The sequence below is a fragment of the Rhodococcus sp. 06-1460-1B genome, from assembly GCF_002258475.1.
Lineage (GTDB): Bacteria > Actinomycetota > Actinomycetes > Mycobacteriales > Mycobacteriaceae > Rhodococcoides > Rhodococcoides fascians.
On the sequence record NZ_NOYS01000022.1, the window covers coordinates 175,124 to 195,767 of the forward strand.

Here is a 20,644-nt window from a genome sequence, read left to right on the forward strand (position 1 = left end):
GATGACCGCCCGGGTGCGCCCGCTCTGGATTGCCGTGTTCTCCATGGCGTGGCTGGGCTATTGGATGGCCGATCTGGTTCCGCTGCAGCTGCTTCTACCCGAGCGGTTGCAGGAGATCGATCCGCAATCGAAGGTGTTCGACTTCGCCGTGATCAACGCGGTCTCTGCCGTGGTGCTTCTGATCGGTCTGCCTGTGTGCGGGTCGCTGTGCGATCGCACTCGCAGCAGGTTGGGGCGACGGCGCGTCTGGTTCGGCGGCGGTGTCCTGTTCTTCGCCGGTGCGTTGGTGGTCACCGGGCTGCAGAACACCGTCTTCGGAATCGGGGCGGCGTGGTCGGTAGCGATGCTCGGATTGAGTGCTGCAACAGCAGGGTTGACAGCCGTGGTGGCCGACCGTGTGGCGGACGAGCAGCGTGGAACGGTGTCGAGTGCGATCTATGCGCCACAGGCACTGGGCGTGGTGGCGGGCCTGGCCCTGGTGTCCACGCTCGCCCTGTCGGTACTGGGCGGGTACTTCTGCGTGGCGATCGCCCTGGTGATCTGCGCGGTGCCGTTTCTGCTGTCGTATCGCGAAACTGACTCAGCGACAGCGCTGTTGAGCCTACACAGCATCGTGGCCTCGCTGCTCGTTTCTTTGCGTCACCGCGACTTCGCGTGGGTCTTCGGGGGTCGAATCCTGGTCAACGTGGCGAACTCGCTCGGCACCTGCTACTTGCTGTTCTTCCTCACCGACGGCCTTCGAGTCGCCGATCCGACGGCATCGCTGCTCGAGGTCACCGTCGTCTATCTGTTCGCCTGTGTGCTGTGCACGTTCACCTTCGGTCCGTTGTCGGACAGGATGCGTCGCCGAAAGATCTTCGTGGCGGTTGCGGCATCGATGCAGGCCGTTGCCGGCTTCGTCCTGGCGGTACATCCCACGATGGAGGCGACGTTCGTCTCGGCTGCGTTGCTGGGCGGCGGATTCGGCGCGTACATGGCCGTCGATCAGGCACTGGTGACCGGGGTCCTTCCGTCCGCCGACAGTCGGGCGACCGATCTCGGCGTGATGAACATCGGGGCGATCGTTCCACCTGCCATGGCTCCGCTGATCGCGAGCGTGTTCCTCTCCGCCGTCGGTGGGTACCCGGCTCTGTTCGCGGCAGTGGGGGTACTGGCCGCACTCGGGGCAGCCGTGACATGGCAGGTGAAATCGGTTCGGTGATCACAGAGTTCGTGTCGTGCCCGGGCGCGAATCCGTCGCGGTTCCGAGCGCTTCCTTCGCGACGTAGGCGTCACGCAGGTCGCGCTTGAGGATTTTGCCTGCCCCGCTCATGGGAAGAGCCGTGACGAACTCGATGGTGCGCGGAGTTTTGTATCCGGCAACGTAGGTGCGAGTGTGCTCGCGTAACTCGGCTGTCGTGGGTGAGAGTCCCTCGGCCAGAACGACACACGCATGAACTCGTTCACCCCACTCCTCGTCCGGAACGCCGATCACGGCGCAGGCCAGAACGGCGGGATGACGACTGAGCGCACTCTCCACCTCGGCGCTGTAGACGTTCTCGCCGCCGGTGATGATCATGTCCTTCAAGCGGTCGACGACGAACAGGAATCCGTCGGAGTCGAGGTAACCCACGTCGCCGGTGTGCATCCAGCCGTCTCGAACGGCGGCCGCGGTCTCCTCCGGCTTGTTCCAGTAGCCCAGCATCACATGACCGCCGCGGACGCAGATTTCTCCGACGTCACCGGTGGCGAGCTCCTCGTCGTCCGGGCCGAGGATGCAGATCTCCGAGTGTGGGGCTGCGCGTCCCGCCGACCCGATACGTTGTCCAACATGATGTTCCGGCCACAGCAGAGATGCGACCGGCGCGAGTTCTGTCATGCCGTAGGCCTGAGTGAGGCGGGCCTGCGGTAGCCGGGCGAGGGTCCGTTCGAGGACCCCGGCGGAGATGGGGGATCCTCCGTACAGCACGCGGCTGAGTGACGAGGTGTCGAACTCGCTCAACGTGGGGTGGTCGACCAGAAGCTGAATCATCGTCGGTACCAGCAGAACATCGGTGATCGAATGCTTCGCGATCGCGCCGAGGACGGCGGTCGGCTCGAAGAACGGAACCATGACATGGGTGCCACCGAGCATGACCTGCCCTACCCATGCAGCCAGATCGGCGAGGTGGAACATCGGTGCGGCGTGGAGCAGTACCGACGCGTCGTCGAGCAGCTGTCCGGTGGCCACCGTCCCCAGGCCGGACGTCACCAGATTCGCGTGGGAGAGCATGACGCCCTTGGGGAATCCGGTGGTGCCGCCGGTGTAGAAGAGGCCGGCCAGGGCGTCGCCGCTGCGTCGTACATCGGGAACGGGACCGTGGGATGCCACCAGATCCTCGTACGACACCATGCCGTCAGGGGTGGAGCCGTCCCCGCAGTAGACGACGGTGGCCAGGTCGGGGCACGACGCGCGTAGAGCCGGAACCATCGCCCCGAAGGTGTCGTCGACGATGAGTACCTTGGTCCCGGAGTCGTTGAGTGCATACGCAACTTCGACGGGTGACCACCGAATGTTGACCGGATTGAGCACGGCATCGGCCCACGGGACCGCAAGCAGGTACTCGGAGTAGCGGTCACTGTTGAACGCCAGCATTGCCACTCGATCGCCGCTCTCGACTCCGACGGAATGCAGACCGGCCGCCAACCTCGCCACACGATCGATCTGTTCCGAGAAGGTGCGCACGCGATCGCCGAACACCGTTGCAGCGCGATCGGGCGTGGTGACTGCGGAGCGATGGAGGCCTTGAGTGAGATACATGGCGAGGTCCCTTGTGCGAGAGGGGGCGCGGTACGCCCGAGTGAATACGGTCACAGTTCCACCTTGTTGGCGTGGTGTCAATAGCGAAGCCGTGGGTGATCGACGGGATGTGAACCGTGAAAAGGATTGCCCAGCTACCGTTCTGGGGCGTTGTCGAGAGAGCGTGCGGTGGAGATAACGGTGACGAGCACGTCTGTCAGAAGTGTTTCCACCTGGTCCCGGGTCAGCGTGCCGCGCACCAGCCACTCGCGACCTGCCGCCTTCACCATGCCGCCGAACGCCCGCACTGCCGACGTTGCGATGCGTCTGTCGCCGCGGTGTGTCTCGAAAGCCGTTGCGTCCAAGACGCGCTCGGCGGCAAGGTCGTCCGCCTCGTCCAGAATCTGCGCCACCTGCTGGTCCACGCCCGAGCCGCTCGCCACCGACACCCACGCCGTTCCGTGTGCCTCGATGACGCCGACCAGCCAGTGCACACTCCCGCGAGCCCTCTCCTCGACCGAGCCCGTGGGCAAGTGCACGTCCTCGATCGGCGGCACGGTGACCAGGAAACGAACACACTCGAGGTACAGATCGCGTTTGCTGCCGATGTAGTGATGAATGAGCCCGCGTGCAACACCCGCAGCCGCAGCCACGTCGGCCATGGAGACCTCGGCGTACGGCTTGTCGCCGAACAAGCGAACGGCGGCGGCCAGGATCTGGGTCCGTCGCTCGTCCGGTTCCAGTCGATTCCACTTGGGTGTGCTTGCAGCCGGCATGGTTGTCATGATCGCACCGAACCGAGCGAGCGCGATCTCAGAGGTACCGCTCGGTGCGCGCTCGCAGCGACGCGGGTACGACGAACCTGTCGCCGTATCGCGCCCGCAACTCGTCGGCTCGGTGCACGAATCCCGGGAGACCGCCGTCGAACTGGTTGACGAATTGCAGCACACCGCCGGTCCAGGCAGGGAAGCCGATACCCAGAATGGACCCGATATTGGCGTCGGCGACGGTTCGGAGAACGCCCTCGTCGAGGCACGCGACCGAATCCAGCGATTGGGCGACGAGCATGCGATCCATCATGTCCTCGAACGGAATTCCGTGTTCGGGGTCATGGTAGTGCTCCACCAGGCCCGGCCAGAGCCGGACCTTGCTGCCGTCCTCGGCGTACTCGTAGAACCCGCGCCCCGCCTTGCGGCCTGGACGGTCGAATTCGTCGACGAGGCGATCGACCAGCGCGTAGGAGTTCGAGACGATCCAGGGGCGACCGTCCGCTCGAGCGGCCTCGGCCATGCCCTCGCGGATGTGCCGCGACAGGGTCAACGAAATCTCGTCCATCAGAGCCAGTGCGCCGGACGGGTAGCCGGCCTGGAGTGCGGCCTGCTCGACGGTGGCCGGATGCACGCCCTCCGCGACCAGCGAGATCGCCTCGTCCATGAATCGGCCGATGACGCGGGTGGTGAAGAAGCCGTGACTGTCGCCGACGACGATGGGTGTCTTGCCGATCAGGCGGACGAAGTCGAATGCGCGGGCAAGAGCGGAGTCGCTGGTGTGTTCTCCCACCACTATCTCCACCAACGGCATCTTGTCGACGGGGGAGAAGAAGTGCGTGCCGATGAAGTCGCCGGCTCGCGAAACAGATTGCGAGAGTCCGGTGATGGGGAGGGTGGAGGTGTTCGAGCACAGCAGCGCGTCGGCGGTCAGGTACTTGTCGACGTCCTCGAAGGCACCCTGCTTGACGGCGGGATCCTCGAACACTGCCTCGACGACCAGGTCGCAACCCTCGGCGTCCGCCGCGTCGGAGCTGGGGGTGATGAGCGCGAGCACCGCATCGGCATCGGCCTGGCTTGTGCGGCCTTTCGCGATGGCTTTGCCGAGAACCGAACGTGCATAACTCTTCCCGCGCTCGGCGGATTCCATCGAGACATCACGGAGGATCACCGGAACCCCGGCCGAGGCGACGACGTAGGCGATGGCGGCACCCATCATTCCGGCCCCGATCACCAGCACTTTCTCGGGAACTCGATGTGGTTCGGCCGGAGGGCGGGAAGCGCCTTTGGTGATGGAGCCGAGATCGAAGAACATCGACTGGATCAGGTTGCCCGAGATCGGCCCGCAGGCGAGCGACGTGCAGTAGCGGGTTTCGACGAGCGAGGCGGCCTCGAAGTCGAGTACCGATCCTTCCACTGCCGCGGCAACCACTGCGATGGGGGCAGGCATCGGCGCGCCCTTGACCTGTTTACGCACTGTTGCCGTGAGTGCCGGCAGCTGCGCGGCCACAGCCGGTGCTGCCGCCGAACCGCCGGGGATCGTGAATCCCGCTCTGTCCCAGGGCTGGAGGGCCCCGGGATTGGCGCTGATCCAGGAACGTGCCTGCGCCATCATCTGCTCGTGGGTGTCGACGACCTCGTCGATGAGTCCGAGTTCGAGGGCCTGCGCCGGCCGATACCGCTGGCCCTGGCCCACCACCTGTGTCAGAGCCTTGACGATGCCGAACATGCGGACCGTCCTGGTGACGCCACCGGCCCCGGGGAGAAGCCCGAGGGTCACCTCGGGCAGCCCGAAGCGAGCCTTGCTGTTATTCAGCGCAATTCGATGGTGGCAGGCCAGGGCGATTTCGAAGCCGCCGCCGAGCGCGGTGCCTCCCAGTGCGGCCACCACCGGCTTGCCGAGCGTCTCGAGCCGCCGAAACTTGTCCTTCGTGAAATCGAGCGCACCCGCGATGGTTGCATGGTCGGACGGACCGGCGTCGCGCAGCAATTCGAGGTCGCCACCGGAGAAGAACGAATCCTTGCCCGACGTGACGATGATGCCGTCGTACGCATCGAGTTCGGTCTCGAGCCAGTCGACAGTCTGCTCGAGCGATTCACCGAATGCCGCGTTCATGGTGTTCGTGGAATGCGCAGGATCGTCGATCGTCAGCACGACGATACGGTCTAAGCCGATCTCGCCGGTGATGGTGGAAGTGTGCAGTGCGGCTGGGCTGTTCATCGGATCCTCGGGTCGGTGCGGGTTCTACAGAGAGCGAGAGATGAGGTCTTTCATGACTTCGTTGGCACCGGCGTAGATGCGGGCGATGCGACCGTCGACGAACATGCGGGCGATGGGGTATTCCTCCATGTAGCCGTAGCCGCCGAAGAGTTGCAGGCAGCGGTCGACCACCTCGAATTGCCGATCGGTGGTCCAGTACTTGACCATCGCAGCCGTCGTCACGTCGAGTGATCCCGAAATATGCTTGGCCACTGCGTCGTCGACAAAGGTGCGGACGACGCGTCCGATGGTGGCGCATTCGGCGAGCTCGAACTTGGTGTTCTGCAGGTCGAACAGTGTCTTGCCGAACGCGTTTCGTGTCTTGGTGTATTCGACGGTCTGCTGGACGGCGGCCTCGATCATCGCGGCGGCGGCAATACCGCAGATCAGCCGTTCCTGAGGAAGCTGCTGCATCAACTGCGCGAAGCCGCGACCTTCTTCACCCAGGAGGTTGGCAGCCGGAACACGTAGACCGTCGAAGCTGAGTTCTGCTGTGTCCTGGCCTTTCTGGCCGATCTTGTGCAGTACCCGGCCGCGGTGGAAACCTTCGGTGTCGTCGGAGACCTCGGCGACGAGCAGCGACAGCCCCCGCGCTCCGGCGGCCGGATCGGTCTTGGCGGCGATGATGATCAGATCGCAGTGAGCTCCGTTGGAGATGAACGTCTTTCCGCCCGTGACCACGTATTCGTCGCCGTCGCGCACCGCGCGGGTGGTGATGCCCTGGAGGTCCGAGCCGGTTCCCGGTTCGGTCATCGCGATCGCGCCGATCCACTCGCCGGAGCACAGCTTCGGAAGCCAGCGCTGCTTCTTCTCCTCGGTTGCGTACGCAAGGATGTAATGCGGAACGATGCCGCTGTGCACACCCAACTGCATGGCCGAGTCGCCTGCGCGGACCTGCTCCTCGAACAGCACCGCCTCGTGGCGGAAGTCGCCGCCGCCTCCGCTGTACTGCTGGGGTATCGACATTCCCAGGAGTCCATGGTTGCCCGCACTCCGGTAGACCTCGCGGCTGGGGCGTCCGGCCGTCGCGAATTCCTCGCGGTGCGGCGCGACCTCCTTCTCGAAGAAGCTGCGGGCGAGCTGTCGGACGTCGGCGAGCTCGGTGGTGACGTCGTCGGTGCGGTCTGCGAGTGCAGTCATGGAGGGTCCTCGGGTCGGAGCGTACGACGCGTTGTTGGCGCTGTGCCAATAACGATGCACCGACGTGGCCACGGATGTCAACCATGTTCTGCGGCGGGTGAGTTCTCTAGCTGTCCGTGGAGCGGAGCAGTGCAACGTCCGAGACGAGGCGGATGTGCTCGGCCATCGCGCGTCCGGCCTCGACCGAATTCTGTTGCCGCACAGCGTCGGCGATGCGGCGGTGGTGTTCCAGCGAGGTCTGTGGTCGGTTCGACTGCGAGAGGGATTCGATTCGAGTTTCGCGGATCAGGCCGGCGATTTCACCCATGAGGCGGGCGAGTAGCGGCGAGTGTGCGGCCTCGGTGATGGCGTGATGGAACAGCTCGTCGCCGGAGTCGCCGCGATTTCCGTCGGTGATCTCCGAGGCCATCACCGACAGGGCATGGTCGATCGCCGCCATTTCGGCGTCGCTGCGGCGGTTTGCGGCGAGCTCGGCGAGCTTGACCTCGAGTGCCTCGCGGGCTTCGATCACCTCGGGCAGACGATCGGCGTGCTCGCGCAGGGCGCGAATGGCCATGTCTCCCACGGGCCGTCGCACGAGTACCGCTCCGTCGCCGTGGCGCACGGCCAGTATGCCCTGTACTTCGAGTGCGACGAGGGCCTGACTCAGTGAGGCTCTGCTGACGCCGAGGTGACCCGCCAGTTCACGCTCGGGCGGGAGGCGATCGCCGGGCTTCATGTCGCGATCGGCGATGTGTTTGCACAGCTGCTCCACGATGACCTCGTACAGCCGTGGTCGGGTCACCGGGCGAATTTGCTCAGCCACTGTGTCACTCGCTCTCTGCTCCTCTGGACCCCCACCTTAACCGTCGGGTAGGTAGTGGCCCGGGTCATAGCAACTGTTGACAAGTGATCCACTTCACTGGTTCAGTCTGTAAAGACTCAGTGGCTAGTCCAATTGGCCACAGAACCCGAGCGCCCGCTCGGGGGACAACCTCAGACGAACCGGAGACCTTCGATGTCGACCGAGTTGATACCCATCATTGCGCTCGTCGTCATGTTCCTCGCTGCGACCGTGTTCCCGGTGAACATGGGCGCGCTGGGGTTCGTGGCGGCGTTCTTCGTCGGAACCATTGCCGTGGGCATGGGCACCGACGAGATCATCGCCGGCTTCCCGAGCAGCTTGTTCCTGACGCTGGTCGGTATCACGTACCTCTTCGCGATCGCCCAGAACAACGGCACGGTCGACCTCCTGGTCCGCGGTGCGGTGCGGCTGGTCGGTGGCCGGGTCGCCCTGATTCCGTGGGTCATGTTCGGTATCACCGGCGTGCTGACCTCCATCGGAGCGCTGGGACCGGCAGCCGTGGCCATCGTCGCACCGATCGCACTCGGCTTCGCGGCGCGGTACAAGATCAATGCCCTGCTCATGGGCATGATGGTCATTCACGGCGCACAGGCGGGCGGGTTCTCGCCGATCAGCATCTACGGCGTCACGGTCAACAACATCGCTCAGAAGGCGGGTCTGGTCAACAGCCCACTCACCTTGTTCCTGGGCAGCATGCTGTTCAACGCGGCAATCGGTGCGTTGCTGTTCATGTTCCTGGGCGGACGCGCACTTCTCGGACGTAGCGTGCACGACGAGGACGGCACCCGCCCCGAGGGAGATTCGGGCGGAGTAGGCGGGGGCGGCTCGAGGACTGTGATGCGCGGCTTCGGATCGTCGACGCCCAAGCCGTCCGGTCAGACGGTCACGGTCGAGAACGCGCCACCTTTGGCCACCGCCGTCAAGGCCATCACGTTCGATCAGATCCTCACGCTCGTGGGGCTGGCCTCGCTGGCGTTGTTCTCACTCGTCCTCGATCTCGATGTCGGCTTCGTGTCGATGACGGTCGCCGTGGTCCTCGCCCTGGCGTCGCCCGAGGCGCAGAAGGGTGCGATCAACCAGATCAGCTGGTCGACGGTACTGCTCATCGGTGGCGTGCTGACGTTCGTCGGCGTGCTGCAGGAAGCCGGCACGGTCGAGTACGTCGGTGATGCGGTTGCCGGCATCGGTATTCCGCTGCTCGTGGCTCTGTTGCTGTGCTATATCGGTGCCATCGTGTCGGCGTTCGCGTCGTCGACGGCCATCCTCGGTGTCACCATCCCGCTGGCCGTTCCGTTCCTGCTCGCCGGCGAGGTCGGTGCCATCGGTGTCATCGTGGCCCTGTCCATCGCTTCGACGATCGTCGATGTCAGTCCCTTCTCCACCAACGGCGCCCTGGTTCTGGCCAACGCCCAGGACATCGATCGGGACGTCTTCTACAAGCAGATCCTGAAATACAGCGCGTTGGTCGTCGTCATCGGCCCGTTGATCGCCTGGGCGGTACTGGTCGTGCCCGGCTGGCTCTAGCTCTCGAGCTGCGCGGACGTCCGAGAACGCGATCTTGACTTCCCCTCGGATCGCTGGTCCAATGAAATTGGCTAGGCCACTGACTCAATGGGCCACACTGGCGATTCACCCCCTTTCGACGTAAGGATCAATTCGATGCCCCTCAACACGACAGGCAGAACCGGACCGCTCGACGGCACCGTGGTGGTGGATCTGACGCGCGCCCTGGCCGGCCCGCACGCGGCGATGATGCTCGGAGATCTCGGCGCGGACATCATCAAGGTCGAGACCCCCAAGGGCGGCGACGACACCCGGGTGTGGGGCCCGCCGTTCGTCACCCCGCGCGACGCGGAGCGCGAATCGACGTACTTCCTCTCGGCCAACCGCAACAAGCGGTCCATCGCGCTCGACCTCAAGACCGACGACGGCCGAGAAGCGTTGGAGCGCATGATCGAGCGAGCGGACGTTCTACTCGAGAACTTCCGCACGGGAGTGCTCGATCGGCTCGGCTTCTCGCCCGAGCGCATCGCGGAGATCAACCCGCGCATGGTCGTGCTGTCGATCAGCGGATTCGGCCACGACGGCCCCGAGGGCGGCCGATCCGGCTACGACCAGATCGCTCAGGGCGAGGCCGGGTTGATGTCGTTCACCGGCTCCGGTCCCGACGATGTTCAGCGCGTGGGGGTTCCGATCGCGGACCTGCTCGCCGGAATGTACGGAGCGTTCGGCGTTCTCGCTGCGCTGCGCGAGCGCGACCGCACGGGCCGCGGCAAGGTGGTTCGAACGTCGTTGCTGGCCAGCGTCGTCGGGGTGCACGCCTTCCAAGGCACCAAATGGACCGTGGCAGGCGAGATCGGTGAGGCGCAGGGCAATCATCACCCGTCGATCTGCCCGTACGGCCTCTTTCCCACTTCCGATGGAGCCGTGCAGATCTCGGTGGGCAGCGAAGGACTGTGGCACCGCTTCTGTGAGGGCTTCGGTATTGATCCCGACCTCGAGGGGATGGCGACGAACCCGCAACGCGTCGACAGTCGCGACGACGTCGTCGAGCTCGTGTCCAAGATCTTCCGCACCTACGAGACCGAGCCGTTGTTGGCGCTCCTCGACGAAATAGGCGTTCCCGCAGGCAAAGTGCGCAATGTGCAAGAAGTATACGAATGGGAGCAGACCAAGTCTCAGGGCCTGCTCATCGACGTCGAGCACGAGACTCTCGGCACGGTGACCCTGCCCGGGCCGCCGCTGCGATTCTTCGAATCCGACGGCACGGAGGTCACCGAGAACCGACATCTGGCGCCGCCGGTCCTGGGAGCCGACGACGAACTCGTCCGCGACTGGTTGAAAGAAGCGATCCGATGACGAGGATGACCGCGCTCGAACTCCTCGATCTGGTAATCGATCCCGGAAGTTTCGAGTCGTGGGACAGCCCGGCTGCCGACTACGTCATCGACGACGAGTACGCGAACGAACTGGCTGCGGCGCGTGAGAAGACGGGTCTCGACGAATCCGTTCTCACCGGATCCGCGACCGTGCGCGGACGCACGGTGGCAATCCTGTTGGGCGAGTCCGCCTTTCTGGCTGGATCCATCGGAGTGGCCGCCGGTGAACGTTTGGTCAGCGCGGTGCACCGATCCACCGCCGAGCGGCTTCCACTGCTTGCGTTGCCGACCTCGGGTGGAACGCGCATGCAGGAGGGCACCGTCGCGTTTCTGCAGATGGTCAAGATCACCGCGGCGATCACCGCACACAAGGCGGCGAATCTGCCGTACATCGTCTATCTGCGGCACCCCACCACCGGCGGCGTCTTTGCATCCTGGGGATCGCTCGGTCACGTCACCGTTGCCGAGCCCGGTGCGCTCGTCGGGTTCCTCGGGCCCCGCGTCTACGAGGCGTTGTACGACGCGAAATTCCCCGCCGGTGTGCAGACCTCGGAGAACCTGCAGGCGCACGGACTCATCGACGCCATCCGTCCGCCCGAGCAGCTCGGTGAGATCGTCGACCGGGCACTACGCATCATGACCGACGTGCCGTCGTGTCGCGTCCGGCATTCCGATGCTCTCGAGTGGGAGATCGAGGACGTGCCGGCATGGACCTCCATTCTGGCCTCACGCAGGAGCGATCGGCCTGGGGTACGCGAATTGCTGTTCAACACAGCGGCAGACGTGTTACCGCTCAACGGAACCGGTCAGGGCGAGTCCGATCCGGGCCTCATTCTGGCGCTCGTCCGGTTCGGCAACATGCCGTGCGTTCTGCTCGGGCAGGACCGGAGGAGTCAGACGACGAAGACGCCACTCGGCCCCGCGGCTCTGCGTGAGGCCCGACGCGGCATGCGGCTGGCGCAGGATTTGAAGCTTCCCCTCGTCACCGTCATCGATACTGCCGGTGCCGCGCTGTCCAAGGAGGCGGAGGAAGGCGGCCTGGCCGGCGAGATAGCACGGTGCATCGCAGACATGGTCGACCTCGAAACCCCTACGCTCTCCTTGCTGTTGGGGCAGGGAACCGGCGGCGGTGCCCTTGCGTTGGTGCCCGCGGATCGAGTTCTCGCTGCTCAGCACGCCTGGCTCTCGCCGTTGCCGCCCGAGGGTGCCTCGGCCATCGTGCATCGCGACACCACTCACGCCGCCGAGATGGCGACCAAGCAGGGAGTGCGCTCGCTCGATCTCTTCCGGGCCGGTGTAGTCGACATCATCGTTCCCGAGTTGCCCGATGCCGCAGACGAATCACAGCAGTTCTGCGATCGAGTGGGCGCGGTACTGCACCGAGAACTTGCCGAGCTGATCGCTCAGGACCCCTCGATGCGGATGATCGCGCGAGAAAAGCGTTTCAATCGAATCGGTTTTGCGGCTGCCACTGTCTGATTTCCCGCCCAACTCGAAGTTATGGACGGATTGGAGGCCGTTTCCATCCATAACTTCGAGTTCGGCGAGAATCAGGACTCGAGCCAGGCGGCGAAAGTAGTAGTGGACAGTTCGGCCCCATCGCCTGGAACCAGTTCACGGCCGTGCAACAGTGCGCCGAAGTACGGAGCCTGGTCGTCGGCGACGACGGTTCTGCTGTCGCCGCGTGCCTTCAGACCTCTTTCAACGAACTCGTTGAGCCCGAACGCTTCCGGGCCTCCGATCTCGATCGTCTCGTTACGCGGTGCCTCGAGAGCGACACGAGCGACAACGGTCGAAACGTCGTGTGCCGCGATCGGCTGGACGAGACCCGAGCTCAACCGGACTTCGTCGCCCGTCGTCGCGCCCTGTGCGATGGCGGAGAAGAACTCGAAGAACTGCGTTGCGCGCACGAGGGTGTACGGAATCGACGATGCGCGAATCAGTTTCTCTTGAGCCACCTTTGCGCGCAAGTAGCCGCTGGCGGGCAGTCGGTCGTTGCCGACCACGGACAGTGCAACGTGGTGCTGCACGCCCGCACTCGCTTCGGCTGCGAGGATGTTGGTCGTCGCGCGTGTGAAGAAGTCCAACACGGCCGCGTCCTCGAACGACGGTGAATTCGAGACGTCGACAACGATATCCGCACTGACGAGAGCATCGGCCAGGCCCTCGCCGGTCAGAGTATTCACACCGGACTTGGGCGACGCCGCTATCGCATCGTGACCGTGCTCGGTCAACATGCTCACAACTGCAGAACCTATGAGGCCGGTTCCGCCGATGACAACGATCTTCATGAGAATCCTCTCTTCGCCGCAGGAGGGGTGCCTGCGAGACGAGCCGGTCAACTCTTGTCTGCTGCCGGTCGCAGTGTTGACAGGGCAGCGCTCCGATCTGTGACACCTAGCGCGGCAGCGCGTGCAGCTTGTCCGGATTCATCACCCACAGGACGGTCCCGATCCCGTCCTCGGTGGCATCGATCGTCAGCAGCGTGGTCACCGTCGACTCACGAACGATCAGTACGGCAGCCCTTCCGTTGACCTGGATGAACGACGTCGTGGTTCCTGTCCAGAAATGCGAGGAGAACGCCGCAACGAATGCGGCGACTCGGCTGCGTCCGACAATGGGTATTCGGGCTGCAGCCTTCACCTTGCCGCCGCCGTCGGACAGGCTCACTACGTCCTGCGCAAGAATCTTTTCCAGAGCGGCCAGATCGCCCCCCTTGGCTGCGGCGAGAAAGGCGTCGAGCAGTCGATGATGGCGGTCGGAATCGACAGGGGTCGGACGAGCGTCGGCCACATGTCTGCGGGCGCGCGTCACCAGTTGACGCGCGTTGGCTTCGGTTGTCTCCACTATGTCGGCGATCTGGCCGTACGGATAGTCGAATGCTTCCCGGAGAACGTACGCGGCTCGCTCACGAGCCGGAAGTCGTTCCAGCACAACAAGAACGGCAAGCTCGACCGTGGCGTCGTTGTCTGCCACCGTCGCCGGATCGGCTCGGGTGTCGATCGGTTCGGGCAGCCACGGGCCGACGTACGACTCCCGCCGCACCCGCGCCGACTGCGTGACGTTGATGGCCAGGCGTGTCGTGACGGTGGTGAGGAAGGCGAGTGAATTACGGACGGTGGTGCGGTCGGTGGCGTGCCACTTCAGCCAGACATCCTGCACCACATCTTCGGCCTCGGCGGCGCTGCCCAGCATGCGATAGGCAATCCCGAACAATCGCGGGCGTGCCAGCTCGAATGCGGCGGTGCCGTCGTCGGTCATCGGCGTGGTCTCACTCTCTGTCTCGTGGGGACACTATCGTCCATGTCATGGCTGGCAATGCTCGGGACCCCGGAGTCTCGGTGGCTGCGCGCCTGCTGGCCCTGCTCGGTGTGTTCGACGAGAAGGCTCCGTCGCTGACCTTGACCGACCTGGCCGCCGGTGCCGACCTACCCATCGCCACTGCGCATCGGCTGGTGCGAGAACTGGTGGAGTGGGGCGCGTTGGTCCGGGGCGACGACGGGCGCTACGTCGTCGGTAGGCGGTTGTGGAAGCTGGGCTTGCTCGCACCCGATCAGTCCGATCTTCGCGATATCGCGTCACCGTTTCTGCACGACATCTACGGAGCGACCCTTGCGACGGTGCACCTGGCCATCCGCGACGGGTGCGAAGTGCTCTATCTCGACAGGTTGGCCGGCCACGCATCGGTTCCCGCGGTCAGTCGCGTCGGCGCTCGGCTGCCGCTGCACGCCACCGGCGTCGGCAAGGTGCTGCTGGCGTACGCGCCGCGGGAGGTGCAGGAGCAGGTGATGCGCTCTCTGGATCGCCTCACCCCGTACACGGTGACGCATCCTGGGCAGCTGGAGAGCGAGTTGCGTCGAGTGCGTCGCGAGGGTTTCGCGCAGACGGTCGAGGAGATGACACTCGGTGCGTGTTCGGTGGCTGTGCCGGTCCATGCCGGCGACAGTGTGGTCGCCGCATTGGGAATCGTGGTTCCCAAGCTGGGCCGCGATCGAGTGAGACTGGTTGCCGCGCTTCAGGTTGCGGCCCAGGGGATCGGACGAAGTCTCGGCGGGTAGTCGGCCGTTTTCACTCAGTGGAAGTGCGGTCTTGTTTGGGTCGAGATCCCGGGGTCTACTGCTTGCATGCGTACACAGGTTGCCATCATCGGTGCAGGGCCCGCGGGTCTGCTGCTGTCCCACCTGCTCGACGAGCAGGGGATCGACTCCATTCTGATCGAGTCACGTACTCAGGAATACGTGCTCTCCCGAATCCGGGCAGGAGTCCTCGAACACTCGACGGTCCAGTTGCTCGACGAACACGGACTCGGTGAGCGTCTGCACCGCGAGGGCGACGAGCATCGAGGCATCTACCTGCAGTGGCCGGAAGAGCGGAACCACATCGACTTTCGTGATCTCGTCGACCGGAGTGTCTGGGTGTACGGGCAAACGGAGGTCACCAAGGACCTCGTCGTGGCACGCGAGAAGGCCGGCCAACAGATCTACTACGACGTCTCGGATACGGCGTTGCACGACGTCGAATCCGACGCCCCCTACGTCACCTTCACCGACGCGTCGGGCAACGCGGTGCGAATCGACGCGACAGTCGTTGCGGGATGCGACGGTTCCTTCGGGCCGAGCCGGGCGGCCATGCCCGATTCGGTGCGCAACACCTGGGAAAGGGTCTATCCCTACTCCTGGCTCGGGGTGCTCGCCGATGTCGCCCCCTCGACCGACGAACTGATCTACGCCTGGCACCAGGACGGCTTCGCGATGCACTCGATGCGGTCGTCGACGGTCAGCCGGCTGTATCTGCAGGTGCCGAACGGAACCGATATCGACACGTGGTCCGACGACCGCATCTGGGATGCGTTGGCGACCAGGCTCGGTCACGGTCAGGACGGGTGGACTCTGAACCCCGGACCCATCACCGAGAAGAGCGTGTTGCCGATGCGCAGCTACGTGCAGACGCCGATGAGACACGGCAACCTGTACCTGGCCGGCGACGCCGCGCACATCGTGCCGCCCACCGGAGCGAAGGGCCTCAACCTCGCGGTAGCCGACGTGGCTCTGCTCGCGCCTGCCCTGGCGCAGAAGCTGAAGGGGAACGATTCTCGGGCCGCAGACAGCTACAGCGACGACGCCCTTCGACGCGTCTGGCGCTGCACCCACTTCTCGTGGTGGATGACCACGATGCTGCATACCGGCGACGACCCCTTCGATGCGCAATTGCAACTCTCGCAACTGAAATGGGTGGCGTCCAGCGAGGCGGGTGCCATGGGACTGGCGGAGAACTACGCCGGATTGCCGATCGGATTCTGATCGGCGGGCGGCGTGTGCACCGCGATGAATTGATCGCTCCGACTTATCAATGAGCTGCAAATAGGTCTTTGTCATCAATGGATTGCGGGCTTACTGTGGGCAGGGTCACGCCTGAGCGTGATACGAACCGACAGGAGGCAATCGATGGAACTGAGGCATCTTCATCAGTTCGTCGCCGTGGCCGAGACCTGTCACTTCGGTCAGGCAGCCAAACGCCTGCATCTGGCGCAGCCGGCATTGTCTCAGTCGGTCCGACAGCTCGAGGCCGAACTGGGCGTCACCCTGCTCACCCGAACCACGCGTCAAGTGAGCCTGACTCCGGCGGGGGAGTTCTTCTACCGCGAGACCGTCCGCAACCTCGACAATCTCGAACGCAGCAACCGCGGTGTCCGACGCATCGCCGATGGCCGGTACGGGTTGGTACGTATCGGCTTCACCGGCACGGCGGCATTCGATCAGTTGCCGCCGATCGCCCGTGCGATCAAGCAGCGCCTTCCCGGGATCGCGCTCGAAATTCACGGGGATCTGTTGACCCCCGCTCAGGTGGAGGGATTGCGGTCGGAGCAGCTCGACGTCGCGGTTCTGCGGCCACCCGTGGCAGGTGACGACCTCGTCGTACGCACCATCACCACCGAGTCGCTGCTGCTTGCGGTGCCCGTAGATCACCGGTACGCCGCCGAGGCAGCGCTCGGCATGGCCGACCTCATGTACGAGGATTTCGTGATGTATGCGGACACGCACTCGGTGATGAACGACGCCGTGGTGCGTAGTTGTCGCGCAGCGGGTTTCAGTCCTCGTCGTGAACACGAAGCCCCGGACACCTCGGTTCTGCTGGCCCTCGTCGCGGCCGGGTTGGGTGTGGCATTGGTTCCCGAATCCGTCCGCGCTCTGCAGTTGAACGGCGTCGTGTTCCGCGACATCGCCGGAGCGAGCACGATCGACCTGGCATTGGCGTGGCACCGCGACCGACCGTCGGCACTCGTCGATGCGCTGGTCGCAGCGTTGGAGGACGCGGGAGTGCTCCCTCCGCTCGAACTATCCGTACCGCCTGCTCAGTCGAAGGACGCGTTGTGAAAATCGTTGCTGTGGAGGCTATCCCGTACTCTATTCCGTATCGAAAGCCGCTGAAGTTTGCCAGCGGCGAGGTCGATGCCGCCGACCACGTTCTCGTACGCGTTCATACCGACGACGGTGTCGTCGGAGTCGCCGACGCTCCGCCTCGGCCGTTCACGTACGGCGAGACCCAGCGCGGGGTGGTGGCGGTAATCGAGACCCTGTTCGCGCCGGCCGTCGTGGGACTGCCGCTCACCTCGAGGGAGGTGGTCAATGCCAAACTTGCTCGTACAGTGGGTAATCCGGTTGCCAAATCTGCCGTGGACATGGCCATCTGGGATGCGCTCGGGCAGACACTCGACCTACCCGTCACCGAACTCCTCGGCGGCTACACCGACCGTATGCGGGTGAGCCACATGCTCGGATTCGACACGCCTGCAGCGATGGTCGACGAGGCGAGTCGGATGCGAGAGACATACGGCATCGGAGTCTTCAAGGTCAAAGTCGGGCGAAGGCCCGTAGAGCTCGACACCGCCGTGGTCCGCGCACTGCGAGAGGGGCTCGGTGAGACGGTCGAACTGTACGTCGACGGCAATCGCGGATGGACCGCTGCCGAATCTGCGCGTGCCATGAAAGAGATGTCGGATCTGGGGCTCACTCTTGCCGAGGAACTGTGCCCGGCCGACGACGTCCTCGGGCGTCGTTGGCTGGTACAGCAACTCGATGTTCCGTTCGTTGCCGACGAATCGGCGACGACCCCGGCGGAGGTCACTCGCGAGATCCTCGGTGGGTCTGCAACGGCCGTCAGTATCAAGACCGCTCGCACCGGATTCACCCGCTCGCTCCGCACTCATCACCTGTGCGAAGGGCTCGGTGTCGACGTGGTGATGGGAAACCAGATCGACGGCCAGCTCGGCACAGCCTGCACCGTCGCCTTCGGCGCGGCCTTCGACCTCACCTCACGCCGAGCAGGCGAGCTGTCGAACTTCCTCGACATGAGCGACGACCTGCTGACCGAAGGCCTCGTCATCCGCGACGGCGAACTGCACGTACTGCCGGGCTCGGGCCTCGGCGTGCGTATCGACCCCGACAAGCTCGCGAAATACCGCACCGACCACTGATCTTCAGCCCCGAAGAACGCAACTGTGAGCCAAGGAGTTCTCCATGAGCATCGACCACGCACCCTCGACGGAATCCGCTACCGAGGTGGCCACCGCAGCCGCGTCGGGGGCGAACGCCACCGAGCGTTTCACCTCCGACAAGCAGGCAGCCGCCGACACCCCGCCGGAGCGAGTCAGTCTGCTTGCCCGACAAGTCATTTCGGCAGTCCATGACACGATTCGCGAACACAAGGTCACTTACGACGAGTACAACGCACTCAAGGCCTGGCTGATCAACGTCGGTCAGACCGGTGAGTGGCCGCTGTTTCTCGACGTCTGGGTAGAGCACGTCGTCGAAGAAGTTGCCGGCGAAACCCGTGAAGGCAGCAAGGGCACCATCGAAGGTCCGTACTACGTTCCGAATGCCCCGGAGCTCGGGTCGGCCGCGATCCTGCCCACTCGCGACGGCGAACAGGGCACTCCGCTGCTGTTCCAAGGTCAGGTCACGAGCGTCGACGGTAGCCCGCTGCCGCATGCGGTCATCGAGATCTGGCACGCCGATTCCGACGGCTTCTACTCGCAGTTCGCGCCCGGAATCCCGGAGTGGAATCTGCGCGGCACGGTCACGGCAGACGATCAGGGCAACTTCTGGATCCACACGATGAAGCCCGCCCCGTACCAGATCCCGACCGACGGGGCCTGCGGCAAGCTGATCTCCGCGGCCGGCTGGCACCCGTGGCGTCCTGCACACCTGCACCTCAAAGTTGCGGCTGCCGGGCATCAGCAGATCACCACCCAGCTCTATTTCCCGGGCGACGCACACAACGACGACGACGTCGCCAACGCCGTCAAGCCCGAACTGATCCTCGATCCTCGGGAAGTCGACGGCGGCCAAGAAGTGACGTACAACTTCGTACTCGACAAGGGCTGAGCCACATGCTTTTTGCCGTGAAGATGCACGTCGCATTGCCGCAGGACCTCGATGCGGACGTAAGGGCGGACACCCTCTCCAGGGAGAAGGCGTACTCGCAGCAACTGCAGCGGGATGGGGAGTGGGTGAGCATCTGGCGCATTGTCGGCCAGTACTCCAACCTCAGCATCTTCGATGTCCGGGACAACGAGCGGCTCCACGAAATCCTGTGGAATCTCCCACTGTTCCCGTACATGACGATCGAGGTGTCCCCGCTCGCGCAACACCCGTCGGACATTTCCGCGGGGTGATCGACCCCGCCGAACTCGAAGTTAGGGACGGAATATCCGCCGAATCCGTCCCTAACTTCGAGTTCGCGGGAAGATCCGGTCGACGACGCGTTCGGCGATCAGCTCATGCGTCGACTGGTCGGGGTGCAGCCTATCCGGCAACGGGTAGTCCTCGACATCATTGTCTCCATACAGTTCTCGGCCGTCCAGGTAATGAAGGTGGGGGTCCGCGGTGGCGCGCTCGGACACGATGCGGGCGAGTTCCTCGCGGATCACGGTCAGAGTCAGCTTTCCGGCACGCACCTCGGCGGGATCACCCGTCGCCGCGAATTTCACCGTGTCCGACGCCAATGCCGCCGGATCGAATGCACCTGGGCCGGGGGTGTTCTCGTGGATGGGGCACAGCAGCGCGGAGATCACGAACAGTGGGGTGTGGGGGTGACCGTCGCGGATGGTGTCGAGAAATCCGTGCACCGCGGAGGTGAATGCGCGTAGCCGCATCACGTCGGAGTTGACGAGGTTGATTCCGATCTCGAGGCTGATGAGGTCGGCGGGCGCGTCCCGAATGGCCGTCGCTACGAAGTGATCGAGCAGTGCGCTTCCGCCGAAACCCAGATTGCGCAGTTGCACACCGGCTGTCGCGGCGGCGAGGGCCGTCCAGGTGGTGCTGGGCCCTGTGGCGTTGGACCCCTGACTGATGGAGCTGCCGTAGTCGATCCAGATCGGTCGGGTGTCGACGACGGGTGAGACAGCTGCGTCGGTACGCAGCCCGACCAGTTCGATGATTTCGTTGTGCGGCAACCAGATTTCGACGTGTTTGTCGGTTGCGGGCAGCCCGGAGAACCGCGCGACACCACTCGGCGCGACCTGATCGGTGACCGACCCCGTCGCCATGTCGATGGTCGTGGTGATGCCACCCGTCGTCGGAACGCGCTCAGTGAGGACGCCGTCGATTCGCAGGTCGAATAGTCCGGCCGGCCGCGGCGGCAGGCCCAGGAATGCGCGACGGGTCGCCACTGCCTCGATCTCGACAATGGTGGCGGTCGTGGTGAAGACCAACCGAACTCCGGACGGCTGAGATTCCGCCATCGTGAGCTGGGGGTCGGTGAAGCGCTGACGAGCTGCGCGTGGCAGGCGATGAGGAAGCACGCCGTTGTCGGTTCGTTCCAGCTCGGCCGCGCCGTGCAGAAGTGTGTCGGAGATGTCGGTAGTGATCATGGTGGTCTCGATCTCTGGAGTGTCGGGCTGAGGTAAAGGCAGCTGGCGCACCTGCTTTCCTATACGAACCGTATATTTGCCTAATGCATTTAGGCAAACCGTTTCGCACACGGATGGGCCGCACG

At 64.5% G+C, this 20,644-nt stretch carries 18 protein-coding genes; 10 read left to right on the forward strand and 8 right to left on the reverse strand.

Annotation, left to right across the window (positions count from 1 at the left end; translation table 11 throughout):
* The first annotated feature begins 1 nt into the window (after position 1).
* Positions 2-1,201 carry an MFS transporter gene (locus CH268_RS12245; RefSeq protein ID WP_032388057.1) on the forward strand — a complete coding sequence of 400 codons (1,200 nt, stop codon included), beginning with the start codon at positions 2-4 and terminating at the stop codon, positions 1,199-1,201.
* Here the strand turns inward: CH268_RS12245 and CH268_RS12250 are convergent, their stop codons facing one another.
* The 5 genes from CH268_RS12250 to CH268_RS12270 form a co-directional block, all read right to left on the reverse strand.
* Complete coding sequence (locus tag CH268_RS12250; protein ID WP_094664275.1) at positions 1,202-2,779, reverse strand: acyl-CoA synthetase; 1,578 nt, start codon at positions 2,777-2,779, stop codon at positions 1,202-1,204.
* Positions 2,780-2,913: 134 nt separating this feature from the next.
* Complete coding sequence (locus tag CH268_RS12255; protein ID WP_369597506.1) at positions 2,914-3,543, reverse strand: TetR/AcrR family transcriptional regulator; 630 nt, start codon at positions 3,541-3,543, stop codon at positions 2,914-2,916.
* Positions 3,544-3,571: 28 nt separating this feature from the next.
* On the reverse strand, positions 3,572-5,746 hold the full coding sequence (locus CH268_RS12260) for a 3-hydroxyacyl-CoA dehydrogenase NAD-binding domain-containing protein (protein ID WP_094664279.1): 2,175 nt from the start codon (positions 5,744-5,746) through the stop codon (positions 3,572-3,574).
* A 24-nt stretch (positions 5,747-5,770) separates the two neighbouring features.
* Complete coding sequence (locus CH268_RS12265) at positions 5,771-6,925, reverse strand: acyl-CoA dehydrogenase family protein (RefSeq protein ID WP_094664281.1); 1,155 nt, start codon at positions 6,923-6,925, stop codon at positions 5,771-5,773.
* Positions 6,926-7,031: 106 nt separating this feature from the next.
* Positions 7,032-7,730: a FadR/GntR family transcriptional regulator gene (locus CH268_RS12270; protein WP_048317041.1), complete on the reverse strand. Its 699-nt coding sequence runs from the start codon at positions 7,728-7,730 to the stop codon at positions 7,032-7,034.
* A gap of 192 nt (positions 7,731-7,922) precedes the next feature.
* Between CH268_RS12270 and CH268_RS12275 the strand changes: the two genes are divergently transcribed.
* From CH268_RS12275 to CH268_RS12285, 3 genes are all read left to right on the forward strand, one after another.
* Complete coding sequence (locus tag CH268_RS12275; protein WP_094664283.1) at positions 7,923-9,293, forward strand: SLC13 family permease; 1,371 nt, start codon at positions 7,923-7,925, stop codon at positions 9,291-9,293.
* 135 nt (positions 9,294-9,428) lie between these two features.
* A complete protein-coding gene (locus CH268_RS12280) occupies positions 9,429-10,628 on the forward strand; it encodes a CaiB/BaiF CoA transferase family protein (RefSeq protein WP_094664285.1) in 1,200 nt (399 codons plus the stop codon).
* On the forward strand, positions 10,625-12,127 hold the full coding sequence (locus tag CH268_RS12285; protein ID WP_094664287.1) for a carboxyl transferase domain-containing protein: 1,503 nt from the start codon (positions 10,625-10,627) through the stop codon (positions 12,125-12,127). Before CH268_RS12280 ends, CH268_RS12285 begins: the two co-directional genes overlap by 4 nt.
* A 71-nt stretch (positions 12,128-12,198) precedes the next feature.
* Here the strand turns inward: CH268_RS12285 and CH268_RS12290 are convergent, their stop codons facing one another.
* Together CH268_RS12290 and CH268_RS12295 are read right to left on the reverse strand one after the other, a co-directional pair.
* Entirely contained in the window at positions 12,199-12,939 is a 741-nt protein-coding gene (locus CH268_RS12290; protein ID WP_094664289.1) for an SDR family oxidoreductase, read from the reverse strand.
* Between the two features lie 106 nt (positions 12,940-13,045).
* On the reverse strand, positions 13,046-13,909 hold the full coding sequence (locus CH268_RS12295) for an RNA polymerase sigma-70 factor (protein ID WP_094664291.1): 864 nt from the start codon (positions 13,907-13,909) through the stop codon (positions 13,046-13,048).
* A 47-nt stretch (positions 13,910-13,956) separates the two neighbouring features.
* On the opposite strand from CH268_RS12295, the gene CH268_RS12300 reads away from it, so the two are divergent.
* The 6 genes from CH268_RS12300 (at position 13,957) to catC (ending at position 19,322) form a co-directional block, all read left to right on the forward strand.
* Complete coding sequence (locus tag CH268_RS12300) at positions 13,957-14,706, forward strand: IclR family transcriptional regulator (RefSeq protein ID WP_027494689.1); 750 nt, start codon at positions 13,957-13,959, stop codon at positions 14,704-14,706.
* A 66-nt stretch (positions 14,707-14,772) separates the two neighbouring features.
* The gene (locus CH268_RS12305; protein WP_094664293.1) at positions 14,773-15,948 is read left to right on the forward strand and encodes a 4-hydroxybenzoate 3-monooxygenase; all 1,176 of its coding nucleotides are present in this window, start codon (positions 14,773-14,775) and stop codon (positions 15,946-15,948) included.
* Between the two features lie 144 nt (positions 15,949-16,092).
* Complete coding sequence (locus CH268_RS12310; RefSeq protein WP_027494687.1) at positions 16,093-17,022, forward strand: LysR family transcriptional regulator; 930 nt, start codon at positions 16,093-16,095, stop codon at positions 17,020-17,022.
* On the forward strand, positions 17,019-18,122 hold the full coding sequence (locus CH268_RS12315) for a mandelate racemase/muconate lactonizing enzyme family protein (protein ID WP_094664295.1): 1,104 nt from the start codon (positions 17,019-17,021) through the stop codon (positions 18,120-18,122). The genes CH268_RS12310 and CH268_RS12315 overlap by 4 nt, the downstream gene beginning before the upstream one ends.
* A 43-nt stretch (positions 18,123-18,165) precedes the next feature.
* Positions 18,166-19,032: a catechol 1,2-dioxygenase gene (gene catA / locus CH268_RS12320; RefSeq protein WP_032367867.1), complete on the forward strand. Its 867-nt coding sequence runs from the start codon at positions 18,166-18,168 to the stop codon at positions 19,030-19,032.
* A gap of 5 nt (positions 19,033-19,037) precedes the next feature.
* Entirely contained in the window at positions 19,038-19,322 is a 285-nt protein-coding gene (gene catC / locus CH268_RS12325) for a muconolactone Delta-isomerase (protein WP_032385893.1), read from the forward strand.
* Positions 19,323-19,373: 51 nt separating this feature from the next.
* Here the strand turns inward: catC and CH268_RS12330 are convergent, their stop codons facing one another.
* Positions 19,374-20,519 carry an SGNH/GDSL hydrolase family protein gene (locus CH268_RS12330; RefSeq protein WP_094664297.1) on the reverse strand — a complete coding sequence of 382 codons (1,146 nt, stop codon included), beginning with the start codon at positions 20,517-20,519 and terminating at the stop codon, positions 19,374-19,376.
* Positions 20,520-20,644: the final 125 nt, after the last annotated feature.

Coding starts and splice junctions, on each gene's coding strand:
- CH268_RS12245 (WP_032388057.1), top strand. CDS start 2: ATGACCGCCCGGGTGCGCCCGCTCTGGATTGCCGTGTTCTCCATGGCG.
- CH268_RS12250 (WP_094664275.1), bottom strand. CDS start 2,779: ATGTATCTCACTCAAGGCCTCCATCGCTCCGCAGTCACCACGCCCGAT.
- CH268_RS12255 (WP_369597506.1), bottom strand. CDS start 3,543: ATGACAACCATGCCGGCTGCAAGCACACCCAAGTGGAATCGACTGGAA.
- CH268_RS12260 (WP_094664279.1), bottom strand. CDS start 5,746: ATGAACAGCCCAGCCGCACTGCACACTTCCACCATCACCGGCGAGATC.
- CH268_RS12265 (WP_094664281.1), bottom strand. CDS start 6,925: ATGACTGCACTCGCAGACCGCACCGACGACGTCACCACCGAGCTCGCC.
- CH268_RS12275 (WP_094664283.1), top strand. CDS start 7,923: ATGTCGACCGAGTTGATACCCATCATTGCGCTCGTCGTCATGTTCCTC.
- CH268_RS12280 (WP_094664285.1), top strand. CDS start 9,429: ATGCCCCTCAACACGACAGGCAGAACCGGACCGCTCGACGGCACCGTG.
- CH268_RS12285 (WP_094664287.1), top strand. CDS start 10,625: ATGACGAGGATGACCGCGCTCGAACTCCTCGATCTGGTAATCGATCCC.
- CH268_RS12290 (WP_094664289.1), bottom strand. CDS start 12,939: ATGAAGATCGTTGTCATCGGCGGAACCGGCCTCATAGGTTCTGCAGTT.
- CH268_RS12295 (WP_094664291.1), bottom strand. CDS start 13,909: ATGACCGACGACGGCACCGCCGCATTCGAGCTGGCACGCCCGCGATTG.
- CH268_RS12300 (WP_027494689.1), top strand. CDS start 13,957: ATGGCTGGCAATGCTCGGGACCCCGGAGTCTCGGTGGCTGCGCGCCTG.
- CH268_RS12305 (WP_094664293.1), top strand. CDS start 14,773: ATGCGTACACAGGTTGCCATCATCGGTGCAGGGCCCGCGGGTCTGCTG.
- CH268_RS12310 (WP_027494687.1), top strand. CDS start 16,093: ATGGAACTGAGGCATCTTCATCAGTTCGTCGCCGTGGCCGAGACCTGT.
- catA (WP_032367867.1), top strand. CDS start 18,166: ATGAGCATCGACCACGCACCCTCGACGGAATCCGCTACCGAGGTGGCC.
- catC (WP_032385893.1), top strand. CDS start 19,038: ATGCTTTTTGCCGTGAAGATGCACGTCGCATTGCCGCAGGACCTCGAT.
- CH268_RS12330 (WP_094664297.1), bottom strand. CDS start 20,519: ATGATCACTACCGACATCTCCGACACACTTCTGCACGGCGCGGCCGAG.